Source organism: Streptomyces sp. NPDC017993 (assembly GCF_044328065.1).
GTDB lineage: Bacteria > Actinomycetota > Actinomycetes > Streptomycetales > Streptomycetaceae > Streptomyces.
Map to the genome: position 1 here is coordinate 1 of NZ_JBIRGO010000016.1, position 16,418 is coordinate 16,418.

Genomic DNA, 16,418 nt, shown 5'->3' on the forward strand with positions numbered 1-16,418 from the left:
GACCGCGAAGTACTCCTCATGCACCGAACGCACGATGTCCGGACGCGTGATGTTGAGGATCTCGTTACAACCCTCAAGCTGCTCGAAGTCCTCCATGGTCGGATCCTGCGCCTGCAGCATCGTGCCCATCGCGCCGTCGGCTACCACCACCCGGGTGGCGAGCGCCTCACGGAAGGATTCGACGCGGGATGAGCTGGTGGACGATGGCGTGTACGAGGCCATGGAGATGCTCCCTGGTTGCGACGGCTGTCGGCTTTGCACCCTCCGGGAGAGGGCGCACCCGGCCAGCCTAGCTGCCGGTCCGGGAGACGGGACTGTTGTTCCACGCCGTGGACAGGGAGGCACGGACCTGGCCGGTGCATTCACCATGATCGCTGCAACTCTTCCGTTGCGTCCCCACGAGTCGGCATGGGCCGATATCGTTCAGCATTGTCGAACCACTTACCTCGGAGGTCGCCCGATGGCACGCACCATCCAGTCGCTGGAGCGGGCCGCCGCGATGTTGCGGTTGCTCGCAGGAGGGGAGCGGCGGCTGGGGCTCTCCGACATCTCCTCCTCCCTGGGACTGGCCAAGGGCACCGCCCACGGCATTCTGCGCACCCTCCAGCAGGAGGGCTTCGTCGAGCAGGACGCGACCTCCGGCCGCTACCAGCTGGGCGCGGAGCTGCTGCGGCTGGGCAACAGCTATCTGGACGTCCACGAGCTGCGGGCCCGCGCCCTGGTGTGGACCGACGACCTGGCGCGCTCCAGCGGGGAGAGCGTCTATCTGGGCGTCCTGCACCAGCAGGGCGTGCTGATCGTGCACCACGTCTTCCGTCCGGACGACAGCCGGCAGGTGCTGGAGGTCGGGGCGATGCAGCCGCTGCACAGCACGGCGCTGGGCAAGGTGCTGTCGGCCTACGACCCGGTGGCGCACAGCGAGGTCGCCGAGGCGGACCGGGAGGCGTTCACGCCGCGCACGGTGACCGGGCTGGAGGACTTCGAGGGGCTGCTCGACCTGACCCGGGCGCGCGGCTGGGCCGCGGACGTCGAGGAGACCTGGGACGGCGTCGCCTCGCTGGCCGCCCCGATCCATGACCGGCGGCGGATGCCGGTGGGTGCGGTGGGTGTCACGGGGGCCGTGGAGCGGGTCTGCAAGGACGGTGAACTGCGGCCGGAAATCATCGCTGCGGTGCGCGATTGTGCACGCGCGGTGTCAAGGGATCTTGGTGCTGGGCGGTTCTGACCGTATTCCACCGATATGTTCATCTAAGTTTTTCGCCACGGCACCCTTGACGGGGTGCTGGAGGTGAACAAAACTGCCGTTCGTCGGTCGGCATTGTCGAACACCTAACGACAATATTCGCTATGGTGGTCACTGCCGCCGGCCGACCACTGCCCTCTCGGAGGGTGCGGACCACCGGAGGGACCCGGGGTTCGCCTTCCCCTGGACGTAGGACAAAGGAGTCGCCGGTGTCCAGCTCCGACATCTTCATCAGCGAGACCATCGGTACCGCTGTTCTGATCTTGCTCGGCGGTGGCGTGTGCGCCGCCGTCACCTTCAAAAAGTCCAAGGCGTTCAACGCGGGATGGGTCGCCATCGCCTTCGGGTGGGGCTTCGCCGTCCTCACGGGTGCCTACATCGCCGCCAAGTCCGGCGCGCACCTCAACCCCGCGGTCACCATCGGCCTCGCCATTCAGGGCGGCATCGAGTGGAACCAGGTGCCGGTGTACTTCGCGGGCGAGATGCTCGGCGCGATGATCGGCGCTGTACTGGTGTGGGTCACCTACTACGGACAGTTCCGCGCCCACCTCACGGACCCCGAGGTCCTCGCCGACCACACGGGTGAGGAAGGCATGGTCGACAAGGCCGCCGCGCCGAAGGCCGGCCCGGTCCTGGGCATCTTCTCCACCGGCCCGGAGATCCGGAACGTCGTGCAGAACATCGCGACGGAGATCATCGCCACCATCGTGCTCGTGCTGGCGATCCTCACCCTGGGCCTGAGCGACAACGGAAAGGGCGTCGGCCCGATCGGCACCCTGCTCGTCGCGCTCGTCGTCGTGGGCATCGGACTGTCGCTCGGCGGACCGACGGGCTACGCGATCAACCCGGTCCGTGACCTCGGTCCGCGAATCGTGCACGCGCTTCTGCCGCTGCCGAACAAAGGCGGCTCAGACTGGAGCTATGCATGGATTCCGGTTGTCGGCCCGCTGATCGGCGGAGCCATCGCCGGAGGCATATATCAGGTGGCATTCGCCTGACCTGCCTGACCGTCCGGAATCCGCCCGCACAGACTCCTTGGAGCACACCATGAGCGACACCCACAGCACCTCCTCGCACGGCCACGGTCCGTTCATCGCGGCCATCGACCAGGGCACCACCTCCAGCCGCTGCATCGTCTTCGACAAGGACGGCCGGATCGTCTCGGTCGACCAGAAGGAGCACGAGCAGATCTTCCCCAAGCCCGGCTGGGTCGAGCACAACGCGACCGAGATCTGGGCCAACGTCCAGCAGGTCGTCGCCGGCGCCGTCGAGAAGGCCGGGATCACCTCGGCCGACGTCAAGGCCATCGGCATCACCAACCAGCGCGAGACCACCGTCCTCTGGGACAAGAACACCGGTGAGCCCGTCCACAACGCCATCGTCTGGCAGGACACCCGCACCGACGCCCTCTGCCGCGAGCTCGGCCGCAACGTCGGCCAGGACCGCTTCCGCCGCGAGACCGGCCTGCCGCTGGCCTCGTACTTCGCCGGCCCGAAGATCCGCTGGCTGCTGGACAACGTCGAGGGCCTGCGCGAGCGCGCCGAGGCCGGCGACATCCTCTTCGGCACCATGGACTCCTGGGTCATCTGGAACCTCACCGGCGGCGTCGACGGCGGCGAGCACGTCACCGACGTCACCAACGCCTCGCGCACCCTCCTGATGAACCTGCACAACCTCGCCTGGGACCCGAAGATCCTGGCCTCGATCGACATTCCGGCCGCTCTGCTGCCGAAGATCAAGTCCTCTTCCGAGGTGTACGGGCGGTGTGCGGAGGGCGTCCTGTCGGGCGTCCCGGTCGCCTCCGCGCTCGGCGACCAGCAGGCGGCCCTCTTCGGCCAGACCTGCTACGAGAAGGGCGAGGCCAAGTCGACGTACGGCACCGGCACGTTCATGCTGATGAACACCGGTCACGAGCCCGTCAACTCCTACAACGGGCTGCTGACCACCGTCGGCTACCGCATCGGTGACCAGAAGCCGGTGTACGCACTGGAAGGCTCCATCGCCGTCACCGGCTCGCTCGTCCAGTGGATGCGCGACCAGATGGGCCTGATCAACAGCGCGGCCGAGATCGAGACGCTGGCCAGCTCGGTCGAGGACAACGGCGGCGCCTACTTCGTGCCCGCCTTCTCCGGCCTCTTCGCACCGTACTGGCGCCCCGACGCCCGCGGTGTGATCACCGGCCTCACCCGCTACGTCACCAAGGCGCACATCGCCCGTGCCGTGCTCGAGGCCACCGCCTGGCAGACCCGCGAGATCAGCGACGCCATGACCAAGGACTCCGGCGTCGATCTGACCGCACTCAAGGTCGACGGCGGAATGACCTCCAACAACCTGCTGATGCAGACCCTCTCGGACTTCCTGGACGCACCCGTGGTGCGCCCGATGGTCGCCGAGACGACCTGCCTCGGCGCTGCCTATGCGGCCGGACTGGCCGTCGGCTTCTGGTCCAGCACCGACGAACTGCGCGCCAACTGGCGGCGGGCCGCCGAATGGACCCCCCGGATGGATGCGGCCACCCGTGACCGCGAGTACAAGAGCTGGCTCAAGGCCGTCGAACGCTCGATGGGCTGGCTCGAAGATGACAGCACTGTCGAGGAGTAAACATGAGCACCCTGCAGAGCGTCCCGGCACTCGGGACGCACCCGGCCGACGGTTCGACCGCGAGCCGCGCCGAGACTCGGGAGCACCTGTCCAAGGCGACGTACGACCTCCTGGTGATCGGTGGCGGCATCCTGGGCATCTCCACTGCCTGGCACGCCGCGCAGGCCGGGCTGCGGGTGGCTCTGGTGGACGCCGGTGACTTCGCCGGCGCCACCTCCTCCGCCTCCTCGAAGCTGCTGCACGGCGGTCTGCGCTACCTGCAGACCGGTGCGGTGAAGCTGGTGGCGGAGAACCACTTCGAGCGGCGTGCGGTGTCCCGCGATGTGGCACCGCACCTCGCCAACCCCCTCACCTTCTACCTGCCCGTCTACAAGGGCGGCCCGCACGGCGCGGCCAAGCTCGGCGCGGGCGTCTTCGCCTACTCCGCGCTCTCCGCGTTCGGTGACGGCGTCGGCCACGTCATCAGCCCGTCGAAGGCGCAGCGCGATGTGCCCGAGCTGCGGACGGAGAACCTCAAGGCCGTGGCCGTGTACGGCGACGACCAGATGAACGACTCCCGGATGGCCCTGATGACCGTCCGCGCGGCGGTCGCGGCCGGCGCCACGGTCCTCAACCACGCCGAGGTCACCGGCCTGCGCTTCACCCAGGGACGGGTCACCGGCGCGGAGCTCAAGGACCGGCTGGACTCCCACGAGTTCGGGATAAACGCGCGCCTGGTGCTCAACGCCACCGGGCCCTGGGTGGACCACCTGCGCAAGCTGGAGGACCCGAACGCGGCGCCCTCCATCCGCCTGTCGAAGGGCGCGCACCTGGTCCTCAAGCGCACCGCCCCCTGGAAGGCCGCGCTCGCCACCCCGATCGACAAGTACCGCATCACCTTCGCCCTCCCCTGGGAGGACATGCTGCTGCTCGGCACCACCGACGAGGAGTTCGAGGGCGACCCGGCGGATGTCACGGTCACCGAGAAGGACACCGCCCAGATCCTGGACGAGGCGGCCTACTCCGTCCGTGACCAGCAGCTCTCCCGCGACCTGATCACGTACTCCTTCGCGGGCCTGCGGGTGCTGCCCGGCGGCCCCGGAGACACCTCGAAGGCCAAGCGCGAGACGGTCGTCACCGAGGGCAGCGGCGGCATGCTGTCGGTCGCCGGCGGCAAGTGGACGACCTTCCGCCACATCGGCCGTACGGTCATGAACAAGCTCGCCGCGCTGCCCGGCCAGCCGCTGGCCGACGACATGGAGCCGATCGCGCACCTGCCGAAGAAGCTCCCGCTGCCCGGCATCGCCAACCCCAACGCGGTCGCGCACCGGCTGCTCATCGACGGTGGCACGCCTGGCCCCCGGATGGCCCCCGAGACCGCCAGGCACCTCGCCACCCACTACGGCTCGCTGTCCTTCGACATCGCGCGGATGGCGAACGAGGACTCGGCGCTGGCCGAGCGCATCCACCCGGACGCGCCGGAGATCTGGGCGCAGGTCGCCTACGCCCGGGACAACGAGTGGGCCGAGACGGTCGACGACGTGCTCCGTCGCCGTACGACGCTGATGATCCGCGGCCTGGACACGGAGGACGTTCGCGCCAAGGTCAAGGGCATGCTGGAGGGCTGACTCCCCGGCCGGGGACACGGCTGACGGCAGCTCATGTGCCCGAAGAACAACAGTGATGGGGCGGTCCACGGGGGGCCGCCCCATCGCCGTGTCCGCGGGCGGGCTGCCCCGGTGATCCGCCGCGAGGCGCCCGGCGCCTCGGTGCGGGCGGCGGAGGGGTGACTGTCAGTGGCGGCTGCCATGATGTCCCCGAAAACGCATCAACGGGGGTAGGACGATGGCTCGTCGACGGTTGCGGCGCGCGGGGAAATGGGCGGCCTGGGTGGTCGCCGTGCTGGTCGTCCTGCCGGTGACGATCGCCGGCACCGCTCTGCGCGCCGGGTATGCGGGAGCGGCCTCGCCGGAGGCGGTCACCCGCGGCCGGGACGCCATCTGGCTGGGGCACGCCTGGGTTGACGGCCGGCGGGACGCCACCGATGTGGCTGCGCTGAAGCGGCGCGTCGCGGGCACCGGGATACGCGATCTGTACGTACACGCCGGCCCGTTGGAGCATGACGGCACCCTGCCCCCGGCCCGTACGGCGCATCCGCGTGCCAAGTGGCTGATCGCCGCGGTGCACCGCGCGCTGCCGTCGGTTCGGGTGCACGCCTGGCTGGGCGACCGGCTGGTGTACGACGCCGACGAGCGGGGCGGGCTGCGGCTGTCGGACGCGGCGGCCCGCCGGGCGATCGTGGCGAGCGCGCGCCGGGTCCTGGCGGAGGGGTTCGCCGGGGTCCATCTGGATCTGGAGCCGGTGCACTCCGAAAACGCCGACTACCTGCGGCTGCTGGACCGGCTCGGGCCCGCGGTCCGCGGCCGGGGCGCGTTGCTCTCCGTGGCCGTCCACCAGATAGACCCGCTGCCCGGCCTGCACACCCTCAGCGGGGCGGTGACGGGGCATCGCAAGTGGATATCCCAGCGGTTCTTCGGGCAGGTGGCGCGCCGCGTCGATCAGATCGCGCTGATGTCGTACGACACCGCGCTGCCGACCGAGGGGCTGTACGGCGGCTATGTGGCGCAGCAGACCCGGCTGGCGCTGGAGGCGACCGGCGGCCGTACCGATCTGCTGATGGGGCTGCCGTTCTTCCACACCGACGACGTCGGGCACCGCGCCTCGGCGGAGACGGTGCGCGCGGCGGTGCGCGGGGTGCGTCTGGGGCTGACCCGCGAGGACGGGGACCGTCGGAGGTTCGGAATGGCGCTGTATGTCGATTTCGCGGCCACGGAAGAGGACTGGTCCGCGTACCGCACCGGCTGGTGCGAGCGTCCCGGGTCATAATGGGCCCAGACATCGGATGTCTGTGCGGATGTCCGGCGGGTCCGAGCGGGGAGGGCGGCCATGGCGGTCACCGACGAGGCCATCGAGAAGATCAAGGGGATGATCGTCTCCGGGGCGCTGCGGCCGGGCGACCGGCTGCCCAAGGAGAGCGAGCTGGCGGCCGAGCTGGGACTGTCGCGCAACTCGCTGCGCGAGGCGGTGCGCGCGCTCTCCCTCATCCGCATTCTGGACGTGCGCCAGGGCGACGGCACCTACGTCACCAGCCTCGACCCCAAGCTCCTGCTGGAGGCCATGAATTTCGTGGTGGACTTCCACCGCGACGACACGGTGCTGGAGTTTCTCGCCGTCCGGCGCATGCTGGAGCCGGCCGCCACCGCGATGGCGGCCGGCCGGATCCCGGTCGCCGAACTCGACGCGCTGGAGGACCAGTTGGACGCACTGGGCCCGCAGCCCGCGGTGGAGGACCTGGTCGCCGGTGATCTGGAGTTCCACCGCCGGATCGTCGCGGCCTCCGGCAACTCCGTGCTCTGTTCCCTCCTGGACGGCCTGTCCGGTCCGACCACCCGGGCCCGGATCTGGCGCGGACTGACGCAGAAGGACGCGGTGACGCGCACGCTCACCGAGCACCGGGCGATCGTCGCCGCGCTGCGCGACCGGGACGCGGAGGCGGCGCGGTCGTGGGCCACGGTGCACATCGCCAGCGTGGAGCAGTGGCTGCGCTCGACGCTGTGACACCTGACCGGGCTGCCGGGCGAGCGGTCGGCGCCCGCCCGGCAGTTCCCCCACACCCGCCGCCGACCGCTCAGACCGCGAAGCCGCCGTCCACCGCGATCGAGGCGCCGGTGATGTAGCGCCCGCCCTCGCCCGCGAGATGCGCCACCGTCGCCGCGACGTCCGCCCCCTGTCCGTACGATCCGAGCGCGGTGAGCCCGGCCTGCAGCGGGGCGCTCTCCCCGTCGGCCGGATTCATGTCGGTGTCGACCGGCCCGGGGTGCACGAGGTTGGCGGTGATACCGCGCGGGCCCAGCTCCCTGGCCAGGGTCTTGGTCAGGCCGGTGAGCGCGGCCTTGCTGGTGGCGTAGAGGGTGCCGCCGGGGAAGGCGACCCGTTCGGCCATGCAGCTGCCGATGGTGATGATCCGGCCGCCGTCGGTCAGTAGCCCGGCCGCGGCCTGCGACGCCAGGAACGGCGCCCGGACGTTGATGTGCAGCACCCGGTCGACGTCCTGGAGGGAGATCCCCTCCAGCGGACCGAGCACGCCGGCACCCGCGTTGTTCACCAGGATGTCGAGCCGCCCGAAGCGGTCGGCGGTGCCCGTCACCGAGGACCGCACCTCCTCCGGGTCCGCGCTGTCGGCCCGTATCGCCCATGCCTGTCCGCCGGCCTGCTCGATCTCCTTGACGACCTGCTCCGCGCGGTCCTGCCGGCTCAGGTAGGTGAGCGCCACGGCCGCGCCGTCCGCGGCGAGCCGTAGTGCCGTCGCCGCACCGATGCCGCGGCTGCCGCCGGTCACCAGCGCCACCTTGCCGCGGAGCTGCCGCGCACCGCCCGTCGCCGTTCCCCCTTCCGGCGTTGTCGTCCCGGCCGTCGTGCCTGCCCCGGTTCCCGCGGCTGTCGTTGCCATGCTGTCGCCCACCTTTCGGCTCGTGGTCCGCACCGCTCACGTCAGCGGCACAACTCGATCCTCGGACGGCGCGAAGAAGGGTGCTGGCGGAATCCGGACGCCGAATCGGCGGCCAGGGCGTGCGGACGCGGCCTGGGACGCGTCCGCGAACTACCGCCCGGCCCGCCCCGGCCCGATGCCGTACACCCGCACGGCCGTTCCGCCGAAGACGGCGGCCCGCTCGGTGTCGTCGAGCGGGCCGGTGGCGGCCTCGGCGAGGGCGAAGACGTCGTCGTAGTCGGCGGCCAGGGTGCAGACCGGCCAGTCGGAGCCGAACATGACGCGGTCCGGCCCGAAGACATCCAGGACGTGCCGGGCGTAGGGCAGGATCTGCTGCGGCCGCCAGCCGGACCGATCGGCCTCGGTGACCAGCCCGGAGAGCTTGCAGGTCACCTGCGGCAGCCGGGCCAGCTCGGCGACCAGGTCGGCCCAGGGCTGCCAATCGCCCTGGGCGATGGCCGGTTTGGCCGCGTGGTCCAGCACCAGGGCCAGGCCCGGCAGGGCGCGCGCGGCGGTCAGCGCGGCCGGCAGCTCGCGCGGCGTGACCAGCAAGTCGTAGACCAGCCCGGCATCGGACAGGACGCGCAGACCGCGAAGCACATCCGGCCGCGCGAGCCAGTCCGGGTCCGCCTCGTCCTGCACCTGGTGCCTGATGCCCACCAGGCCCGCAGGGAGCCCCGCGAGCACCTCGGCGAGCGCCGGATCGGTGAGGTCGGCCCAGCCGACGACGCCGCGCACCGGCCCGTCCCCGGCCGCGACCGCCAGCAGTTCGGCCGTCTCCTCGCACGACGACGAGGACTGGACCAGGACGGTGCCGTCGATGCCGTGCGCCTCCAGATGCGGGAGGAGATCGGGCAGCGCGTAGCTGCGGCGGATCGGGTCCGCCCACGAACCGTCCATCCACGGCTGAGCGCGCCGGCTCAGGTCCCACAGATGGTGATGGGCGTCGATGCGCGTCAAGAACAGGCTCCAGGGGCGGCGAGGGGCAGCGGCAGATCCGGGTCGAGCAGGCCCCGGGCGACGAGGGTATGCCACAACTCGTCGGGGATGTCCCGCTCGAAAAGCGTGGCGTTCTGCGCGGCCTCCTCAGGGGTGGCGGCACCGACCACGGCTGACGCGACGCTCGGGTGCCCGAACGGGAAGCGGAGCGCCGCGGCCTTGAGCGGGACGGCGAATTCCGCGCACACCGCGGCGAGTTGACACGCCCGGCGGAGCAGCTCGTGCGGTGCGGGCGCGTAGTTGTACGGCGCGCCGGGGGACGGATCCGCCAGCAGACCGGAGTTGTAGACACCGCCGACGACCACCGAGGTGCCACGCCGCGCACACACCGGCAGCAGATCGTCGAACGCGGTGCGCTCCAGCAGCGTCCAGCGGCCCGCGCACAGCACCACGTCCACGTCGAGCTCCGCGACCAGACGTGCCAGCACATCGCTGTGGTTCATGCCGAAGCCGATGGCGCGGACCACCTTCTGGGCGCGCAGTTCGGCGAGCGCGGGAAAGCCGGTCGCGTACACCTCGGGCAGGTGCTCCTCGACATCGTGCAGGTAGACGATGTCGACGGCGTCCACGCCGAGCCGCTTCAGGGACGCGTCGAGGGTGGCGCGGATGCCGTCGCGGGAGAAGTCCCGTACCCGGGCGCGTGCCGGGGTGTCGACAAATCCCTCGCCGTCCACCCCCTCTCCCGGTGCGAGCGGCCGCAGCCTGCGGCCGACCTTTGTGGAGAGCGTGTACGCGCCCCGGTCGTGGCCGCGCAGCGCCCGCCCGAGACGCTCCTCCGAGAGGCCGAGGCCGTAGTGGGGGGCGGTGTCGAAGTAGCGCGCGCCGGTGGCGAAGGCGGTACGCACCACCTGCTGGGCCTGTTCCTCGGGGATGGCGCGGTAGAGGTTGCCGAGCGGGGCGCAGCCGAGGCCGAGGGCCGGGACGGTGACGCCGCTGCGCCCCAACTCCCTTGGCGCAAAGGGTTGATGGCTCATGGCCGCTCAGTCCTGCTTCTCGCCGCTGGTGAACCGGGAGATGACCAGCGCGATGATGATGATCATGCCGTTGAGGAACTGCGTCCACAGCGGCGGCACTCCGCCCAGCGTCATCACATTGATCACCAGCTGGAGGGTGAGGACGCCGGTGAGCGCGCCGAACAGGGTGCCGCGGCCGCCCTTGAGGCTGATACCGCCGATCACCGCGGCGGCGAACACCTGGAAGATCCAGCCGTTGCCCTGGCTCGCGGAGACCGCGCCGTAGTGGCCGGTGTAGAGGATGCCGGCGAACGCGGCGAGCACCCCGCCCACCGCCAGCACGATCCAGGTGATGCGGTCCACCCGTACGCCGGCCGCGCGGGCCGCCTCCGGGTTCCCGCCGATCGCGTACAACGCCCGTCCGTGCCGCAGATATCCCAGCACCCCGCCGCCGCACGCGAAGAGGGCAAGGCAGATCCAGACGGCGGCCGGGACGCCCAGCCAGTCGGCCTTGCCCAGATAGGCGAAGGACGCCGGGACGCCGCCGATGGACTGCCCTTCGGAGATGCCCACCTGAAGGCCGCGCAGCATGGTGAGCATCCCGAGGGTGGCGATGAATCCGTTGACCCGCAGGGTCAGGATGAGGAAACCGTTGGCCGCGCCGACCGCCGCGCCCACGGCGAGGCAGAGCGGGATCGCCGTCCAGGCCGGGAAGAGTTCCAGGCCGGCGAAGCGGGAACCCTGCGCGGGCATCACCAGCCACAGCGCGATCACCGGTGCCAGGCCGATGGTCGACTCCAGCGACAGGTCCATCCGGCCGCTGATCAGGATGAGCGCCTCGCCCAGCACCAGCAGGCCCAGCTCCGTGGACTGCTGGATGACGCCGATGAGGTTGTCCTGGGTGAGGAAGGCGGGCGAGACGATGAAGCCGATGACGCCCAGCACGAAGATCACCGGTACGAGGGAGAAGTCCCGCCAGCGGGCGAGGCCGCCCGGGGCACGATCGGGCGCGGCGGACTTGCCCACCGCGTCGGTGGCCGGTGGCGATGCGGTCTCGGTCATGGCGCGGTCCCTTCCGTTCCCTCCGTGTGCGATGGAGCGGGCCCGGTGCCGGGTGCACCCGCCCTGTCCGCCCTGTCCGCCATACCTTCCATGGCCGCCACCAGCTCGTGATCGCGCCAGCCGCCGGTGAACTCGGCGATCACCCGGCCGTGGAAGACCGCCAGCACCCGGTCGCAGATCCGCAGGTCGTCCAGCTCGTCGGAGACGATCACCGCGGCGCGGCCGCGGTCCGCGACATCGCGCACCACGCCGAGCAACGCGTCCTTGGACCTGACGTCCACCCCGTTGGTGGGCCGGACCGCGACCAGCACGCCGGGGTCGCGGGCCAGCGCACGGGCGATGACGACCTTCTGCTGGTTGCCGCCGGAGAGCCCGGACACCGGCTGCCCGGGGCCGGTGGTCTTGATGTCCAGCGACCTGATCATGCGCCCGGCGAACTCCCGGATCCTGGCGGGCAGTACGGTTCCGGCCGGCCCGAGTTGGTCGGTGACGGTCAAGGTGGCGTTCTCGGCGACACTGCGGCCCAGGATCAGCCCCTCCCGGTGCCGGTCCTCGGGGACGTAGCCGATGCCCGCGTCGAGGGCGTGCGGCACACTGCCCGTTCTGACGGGCCGGCCGCGCACGGCGATCCGGCCACCGCTGGGCGCGCGCAGCCCGACCAGGGTCTCGGCGATCGCGGTGTTCCCGCTGGCCGTCGCGCCTGCCAGCCCCACCACCTCACCGGCCCGTACGGTCAGATCCAGCGGCGCGAACCGGCCGTCGAGAGCGAGCGCTTCGGTACGCAGCACCGGCTCGCCTGCCGGCCGCCGGGACGGCGCCGCCCGCCGCGCAGCGCCCGCCCCCTCCCCCGTCATCGCCGCCACCAGGTCGTCCTTGGCCAGCCCGGAGACCGGGGCGGTCAGCACCTGCCGGGCGTCTCGGAAGACGGTGACGGTGTCGCACAGCTCGTAGACCTCCTGCAGATGGTGCGAGATGAACAGGAAGGCGACGCCCTGGGCGCGCAGTTCCCGCAGTTTGGCGAAGAGCCGGGCGATGCCGCCGGCGTCGAGCCGGGCGGTCGGCTCGTCGAGAATGATCAGCCGGGCGCCGAAGGACAGCGCGCGGGCGATCTCCACGAACTGCCGCTGCTCGACCCCGAGATCCTTGATGCGGGCGGCCGGGTCGACCTCGACGCCGTAGTCGGCGAGCAGCTCGCGCGCCCGCGCGCGCAGTGCCCGCCAGCGGATGGTCCGCTCGCCCTGGAAGCGGTTGAGGTAGAGGTTCTCCGCGACGGTCAGCTCGGGCACGGTCATGGACTTCTGGTAGACGCAGGCGGCCCTGCGCTGCCAGGCGGCGGTGTCCCCCCAGCCGGGCGCGGGCGCACCGCCGAAGGTGACCTCGCCGGCGTCCGGCCGCTCCATCCCGGTCAGCACGGAGACCAGGGTGGACTTGCCGGCGCCGTTGCGGCCGACGAGGGCGTGCGCCTCGCCCGGCCGTACGGTCAGCCGGGCGCCGTCGAGGGCGACGGTCGGCCCGTAGCGTTTGACGATCCCCTCGGCGTGTACCGCGGCCTCCTGCGGGCCGACCGCGGGTCCCTCCTCGCCCGGGGCGGGGCGGCCGGTGGTGTCCACGGCCGCTACTTCCGCTTCTGGAGCTGATTGGCCCACAGCTTCGGGTCGTCGACGTTGTCCTTGGTGACCAGAGGCGCCGGCAGCTGGTCCTCCAGCCCGTTCTTGATCTTCACGATCGTCGAGCCGTGATCGGTCGGGCCGGGGGTGAAGGTCTTCCCGTCGAGGCCGGCCCGTGCGTAGAACAACGCGTACCTGGCATAGAGGTCGGCCGGCTGGGAGAGCGTGGCGTCGATCTTCCCGGCGCGTATCGCGGCCAGTTCATCCGGTATGCCGTCGTTGGAGATGATGGTGATGTGCCCGTCGGCACCGGCCGGTTTCAGCAGCTTCTTCTGCTCCAGCAGGGCGAGGACCGGCTGGAGGAAGGCGCCGCCGGCCTGGAGGTAGAGGCCGTCGATGTCCCGGTGCTGGGCGAGCAGGCTCTGCAGTTTGGCGGAGGCGACCTCGCCCTTCCAGTCTGTGGCCAGCTCGTGCACGGTGATGCCGGGGAACTTCTTCTTCATGCACGTCGCGAACGCCTCGGAGCGGTCCCGCCCGTTGATCGAGCTGAGGTCTCCCTGGAGTTCGGCGACGCGTCCCTTGCCGCCCAGCTTCTTGCCGAGGTAGTCGCAGGACTTCTCGCCGTAGGCACGGTTGTCGGCGCGTACGACCATGTAGACCTTGCCCTCGTCGGGCCGGGTGTCCACGCTCACCACCGGGATCTTCTTCTCCTCCAGCCGCTCCAGCTCGGCGGTGATGGCGCCGGTGTCCTGAGGGGCCATCACGATCGCCTTGGCGCCCTGGTCGGTCAGGGCCTGCACGTTGGAGACGACCTTGGAGATGTCGTTCTGCGAGTTGGACAGCGGCAGCGCGGACACGGTGCCCTTGTCCAGCCCTCTCTCCACGTACTGCTGGTAGGAATTCCAGAAGTCGGTGTCCGTACGGGGCATGTCGATGCCCACCTTGGCGCCGGCGGCGTCGCTGCCGCGGTTGCAGCCGGCGAGCGCGGCGGTGGCGAGCAGTACGGCGCAGGCCGCCGCGCCGGTCGTACGCAGTCTCATGGTGGTCCCTTGGTCGTGGGGTACGGCTGGGGTGACGGAGCGAGGGATACGGGGCCGCCGGGCGCGGCTCAGGTGGCCGGGCGCAGGCGCAGGCCGTGCATGCCGCCGTCGACGGCGAGTGCGGTTCCGGTGATCCCGGACGCGGCCGGTGACGCCAAGTAGACGATGGCGGCGGCCACTTCGTCGGCGGCGACCATGCGCCCCATCGGTTGGCGGGCGTTGAGTGCGGCGCGCTCTGCGGCCGGATCGTCCGCCCGGTCCAGCAGCCGGCCGACCCATGGGGTGTCGGCGGTGCCGGGGTTGACGCAGTTGACGCGGATGCCTTCGCGGATGTGGTCGGCGGCCATGGCCAGCGTCAGCGAGAGGACGGCCCCCTTGCTGGCGCTGTACAGCGCGCGTTGCGGCAGGCCGGCGGTGGCCGCGATGGAGCAGGTGTGGGTGAGGGAGACCCGGCCGGGCTGATCGGCCGCCGCGCGACGCAGGTGTGGCAGTGCGGCGCGTGCGGTGCGCACCAGCCCCATGACGTTCACCTCCAGCACCCGGCTCCATTCGGCGTCATCGTTGTCCTCGACGGTGCCGACGGCTCCCACCCCGGCGTTGCCGACGACGGTGTGCAGGGTGCCCAACTCCCCCACCGCTTCGGCGACAGCGGCGCGGACGGCCGCGTCGGAGGTCACATCGGCCTTCACACCGATCGCCCCCTCGGGCGCGCCGGACGGGTCGCGGTCCAGGACGGCGACCCGGGCGCCGCGGGCCAGCAGCAGGGCGGCGGTGGCCGCGCCGATGCCGGAGCCGCCGCCGGTGACGAGGGCGCCCATGCCCGCGAAGTCGGCAGGCGGGCGGCCGGTCTGCGCTCCGGTGCTCATACGGTGATCTCCTGTTCGTCCTGGCCCGTGGGCCTGCCGTGCGCGTGCGGTGGCCGGCGGTCGCGTCGGGCACGCCACACCGGGCCGTCGGGATAGGAATGGGCGGCGACCGACTCGGGCCTGATCCGGGCGGAGAACCCCGGCGCGGTGGGGGCTCGGTAGCGGCCGTGCTCGACGACCACCGGATCGGTGAAGTGCTCGTGCAGGTGGTCGACGTACTCGATGACCCGGTCCTCGCGGCTGCCGGAGACCGCCACGTAGTCGAACATCGCGAGGTGCTGCACCAGCTCGCAGAGCCCCACCCCGCCAGCGTGCGGGCAGACCGGGACGCCGAACTTGGCGGCCAGCAGCAGGATCGCGAGGTTCTCGTTGACACCCGCCACCCGCGCCGCGTCGATCTGCACGAAGTCCACGGCGCCGGCCTGCAACAGCTGCTTGAAGACCACCCGGTTGGCGACATGCTCGCCGGTGGCGACCGGCACGGGCTGCCCGGCGCGCACGGCCGCGTGTCCCAGGATGTCGTCCGGGCTCGTGGGCTCCTCGATCCAGTGCGGGGAGTACGGCGCCAGCGCGGTCATCCAGCGGACCGCCTCGGCCACGTCCCAGCGCTGGTTGGCGTCCACGGCGATACGCACCGCGGGGCCGACGGCGTCCCGGGCAAGCCGCATCCGGCGGCGGTCGTCCTCCAGGTCGCCGCCCACCTTCAGCTTGATCTGCCCGAAGCCGTCGGCCACCGCCTCCTTGGCCAGCCGCACCAGCTTGGCGTCGTCGTGGCCGAGCCAGCCGGGCGTGGTGGTGTACGCGGGATAGCCCTCGGCCCGCAGGCGGGCGGTGCGCTCGGCGCGGCCCGGTTCGGCGGCGCGCAGCAGGGCCAGCGCCTCGGCGGGAGTCAGGGCGTCGGAGAGGTGGCGGAAGTCGACCAGCGAGACCAGGTCCTCGGGGGACATGGCCGCCAGGTACTCCCAGACCGGCAGGCCGGCCCGGGTGGCCGCGAGGTCCCAGGCGGCGTTGATCACCGCGCCCGCCGCCATGTGCATCACGCCCTTCTCCGGGCCGAGCCAGCGCAGCTGGGAGTCGTGCGTGAGGTCGCGGTACAGGGCGGCCAGGCCGGCGGCGGTGGTGGGGGCCGGGCGGCCGACGAGGTGCGGCGCGAGAGAGCGGATCGCGGCCGCCATGACATCGTTGCCGCGCCCGATGGTGAAGCAGAAGCCGTGGCCGGGCGGCCCGGCGGCGGTGTGCAGCAGGACGTAGGCCGCGGAGTAGTCGGGGTCGGGATGCATGGCGTCCGAGCCGTCGAGCTGCTCCGAGGTGGGGAAGCGGACGTCGTGCACCTCCAGCGCGGTGACGGTGTCGGCTGCAGCCATGCGGACGCCCCCTGGCATGTCGCGGAAGAACATCGGACCTTTACCGGTCATCCGATGTATAGCCCCGCCCACACGGCAGCGTCCAGACCGCGTACGGAAGTTGATCGGACGATCTCGAAACAGGTCGGATGAATGAGCACTCGTTCGTGCAGAGG

Annotated in this window: 15 protein-coding genes; 6 read left to right on the forward strand and 9 right to left on the reverse strand. The window is 71.3% G+C overall.

The genetic code is table 11. The features are described 5' to 3' along the window. A partial coding sequence (locus tag ACH4FH_RS26865; RefSeq protein ID WP_398558476.1) for a homocysteine S-methyltransferase family protein occupies window positions 1–222 on the reverse strand: 222 nt, incomplete at its 3' end. 238 nt (window positions 223–460) lie between these two features. Here ACH4FH_RS26865 and ACH4FH_RS26870 point away from each other — a divergent pair. From ACH4FH_RS26870 to ACH4FH_RS26895, 6 genes are all read left to right on the forward strand, one after another. Continuing rightward, window positions 461–1,225, forward strand: coding sequence for an IclR family transcriptional regulator (locus tag ACH4FH_RS26870; RefSeq protein ID WP_398558477.1), 765 nt, complete (start codon window positions 461–463; stop codon window positions 1,223–1,225). A gap of 227 nt (window positions 1,226–1,452) precedes the next feature. After that, window positions 1,453–2,241, forward strand: coding sequence for an MIP/aquaporin family protein (locus ACH4FH_RS26875; protein ID WP_398558478.1), 789 nt, complete (start codon window positions 1,453–1,455; stop codon window positions 2,239–2,241). A 49-nt stretch (window positions 2,242–2,290) separates the two neighbouring features. Then, window positions 2,291–3,844: a glycerol kinase GlpK gene (gene glpK / locus ACH4FH_RS26880; protein WP_398558479.1), complete on the forward strand. Its 1,554-nt coding sequence runs from the start codon at window positions 2,291–2,293 to the stop codon at window positions 3,842–3,844. Between the two features lie 2 nt (window positions 3,845–3,846). Continuing rightward, window positions 3,847–5,451 carry an FAD-dependent oxidoreductase gene (locus ACH4FH_RS26885; protein WP_398558480.1) on the forward strand — a complete coding sequence of 535 codons (1,605 nt, stop codon included), beginning with the start codon at window positions 3,847–3,849 and terminating at the stop codon, window positions 5,449–5,451. Between the two features lie 217 nt (window positions 5,452–5,668). After that, on the forward strand, window positions 5,669–6,709 hold the full coding sequence (locus ACH4FH_RS26890; protein ID WP_398558481.1) for a hypothetical protein: 1,041 nt from the start codon (window positions 5,669–5,671) through the stop codon (window positions 6,707–6,709). Window positions 6,710–6,769: 60 nt separating this feature from the next. Continuing rightward, window positions 6,770–7,441 carry a FadR/GntR family transcriptional regulator gene (locus ACH4FH_RS26895; protein WP_398558482.1) on the forward strand — a complete coding sequence of 224 codons (672 nt, stop codon included), beginning with the start codon at window positions 6,770–6,772 and terminating at the stop codon, window positions 7,439–7,441. Window positions 7,442–7,511: 70 nt separating this feature from the next. Here the strand turns inward: ACH4FH_RS26895 and ACH4FH_RS26900 are convergent, their stop codons facing one another. From ACH4FH_RS26900 to ACH4FH_RS26935, 8 genes are all read right to left on the reverse strand, one after another. Then, window positions 7,512–8,333, reverse strand: coding sequence for an SDR family NAD(P)-dependent oxidoreductase (locus tag ACH4FH_RS26900; protein ID WP_398558483.1), 822 nt, complete (start codon window positions 8,331–8,333; stop codon window positions 7,512–7,514). 150 nt (window positions 8,334–8,483) lie between these two features. Then, the gene (locus tag ACH4FH_RS26905) at window positions 8,484–9,332 is read right to left on the reverse strand and encodes an amidohydrolase family protein (protein ID WP_398558484.1); all 849 of its coding nucleotides are present in this window, start codon (window positions 9,330–9,332) and stop codon (window positions 8,484–8,486) included. Then, on the reverse strand, window positions 9,329–10,345 hold the full coding sequence (locus ACH4FH_RS26910; RefSeq protein WP_398558485.1) for an aldo/keto reductase: 1,017 nt from the start codon (window positions 10,343–10,345) through the stop codon (window positions 9,329–9,331). The genes ACH4FH_RS26905 and ACH4FH_RS26910 overlap by 4 nt, the downstream gene beginning before the upstream one ends. A 6-nt stretch (window positions 10,346–10,351) precedes the next feature. Then, window positions 10,352–11,386: an ABC transporter permease gene (locus ACH4FH_RS26915; protein WP_398558486.1), complete on the reverse strand. Its 1,035-nt coding sequence runs from the start codon at window positions 11,384–11,386 to the stop codon at window positions 10,352–10,354. After that, window positions 11,383–12,915, reverse strand: a complete 1,533-nt coding sequence (locus ACH4FH_RS26920) for a sugar ABC transporter ATP-binding protein (RefSeq protein ID WP_398558631.1) — start codon at window positions 12,913–12,915, stop codon at window positions 11,383–11,385. Before ACH4FH_RS26920 ends, ACH4FH_RS26915 begins: the two co-directional genes overlap by 4 nt. 86 nt (window positions 12,916–13,001) lie before the next feature. Next, window positions 13,002–14,033 (reverse strand): sugar ABC transporter substrate-binding protein, encoded by a 1,032-nt coding sequence (locus ACH4FH_RS26925; RefSeq protein WP_398558487.1) that lies wholly within the window; start codon window positions 14,031–14,033, stop codon window positions 13,002–13,004. Window positions 14,034–14,101: 68 nt separating this feature from the next. Continuing rightward, a complete protein-coding gene (locus ACH4FH_RS26930; protein ID WP_398558488.1) occupies window positions 14,102–14,899 on the reverse strand; it encodes an SDR family NAD(P)-dependent oxidoreductase in 798 nt (265 codons plus the stop codon). Beyond that, window positions 14,896–16,263 carry an enolase C-terminal domain-like protein gene (locus ACH4FH_RS26935; protein WP_398558489.1) on the reverse strand — a complete coding sequence of 456 codons (1,368 nt, stop codon included), beginning with the start codon at window positions 16,261–16,263 and terminating at the stop codon, window positions 14,896–14,898. The genes ACH4FH_RS26930 and ACH4FH_RS26935 overlap by 4 nt, the downstream gene beginning before the upstream one ends. Window positions 16,264–16,418 lie beyond the last annotated feature (155 nt).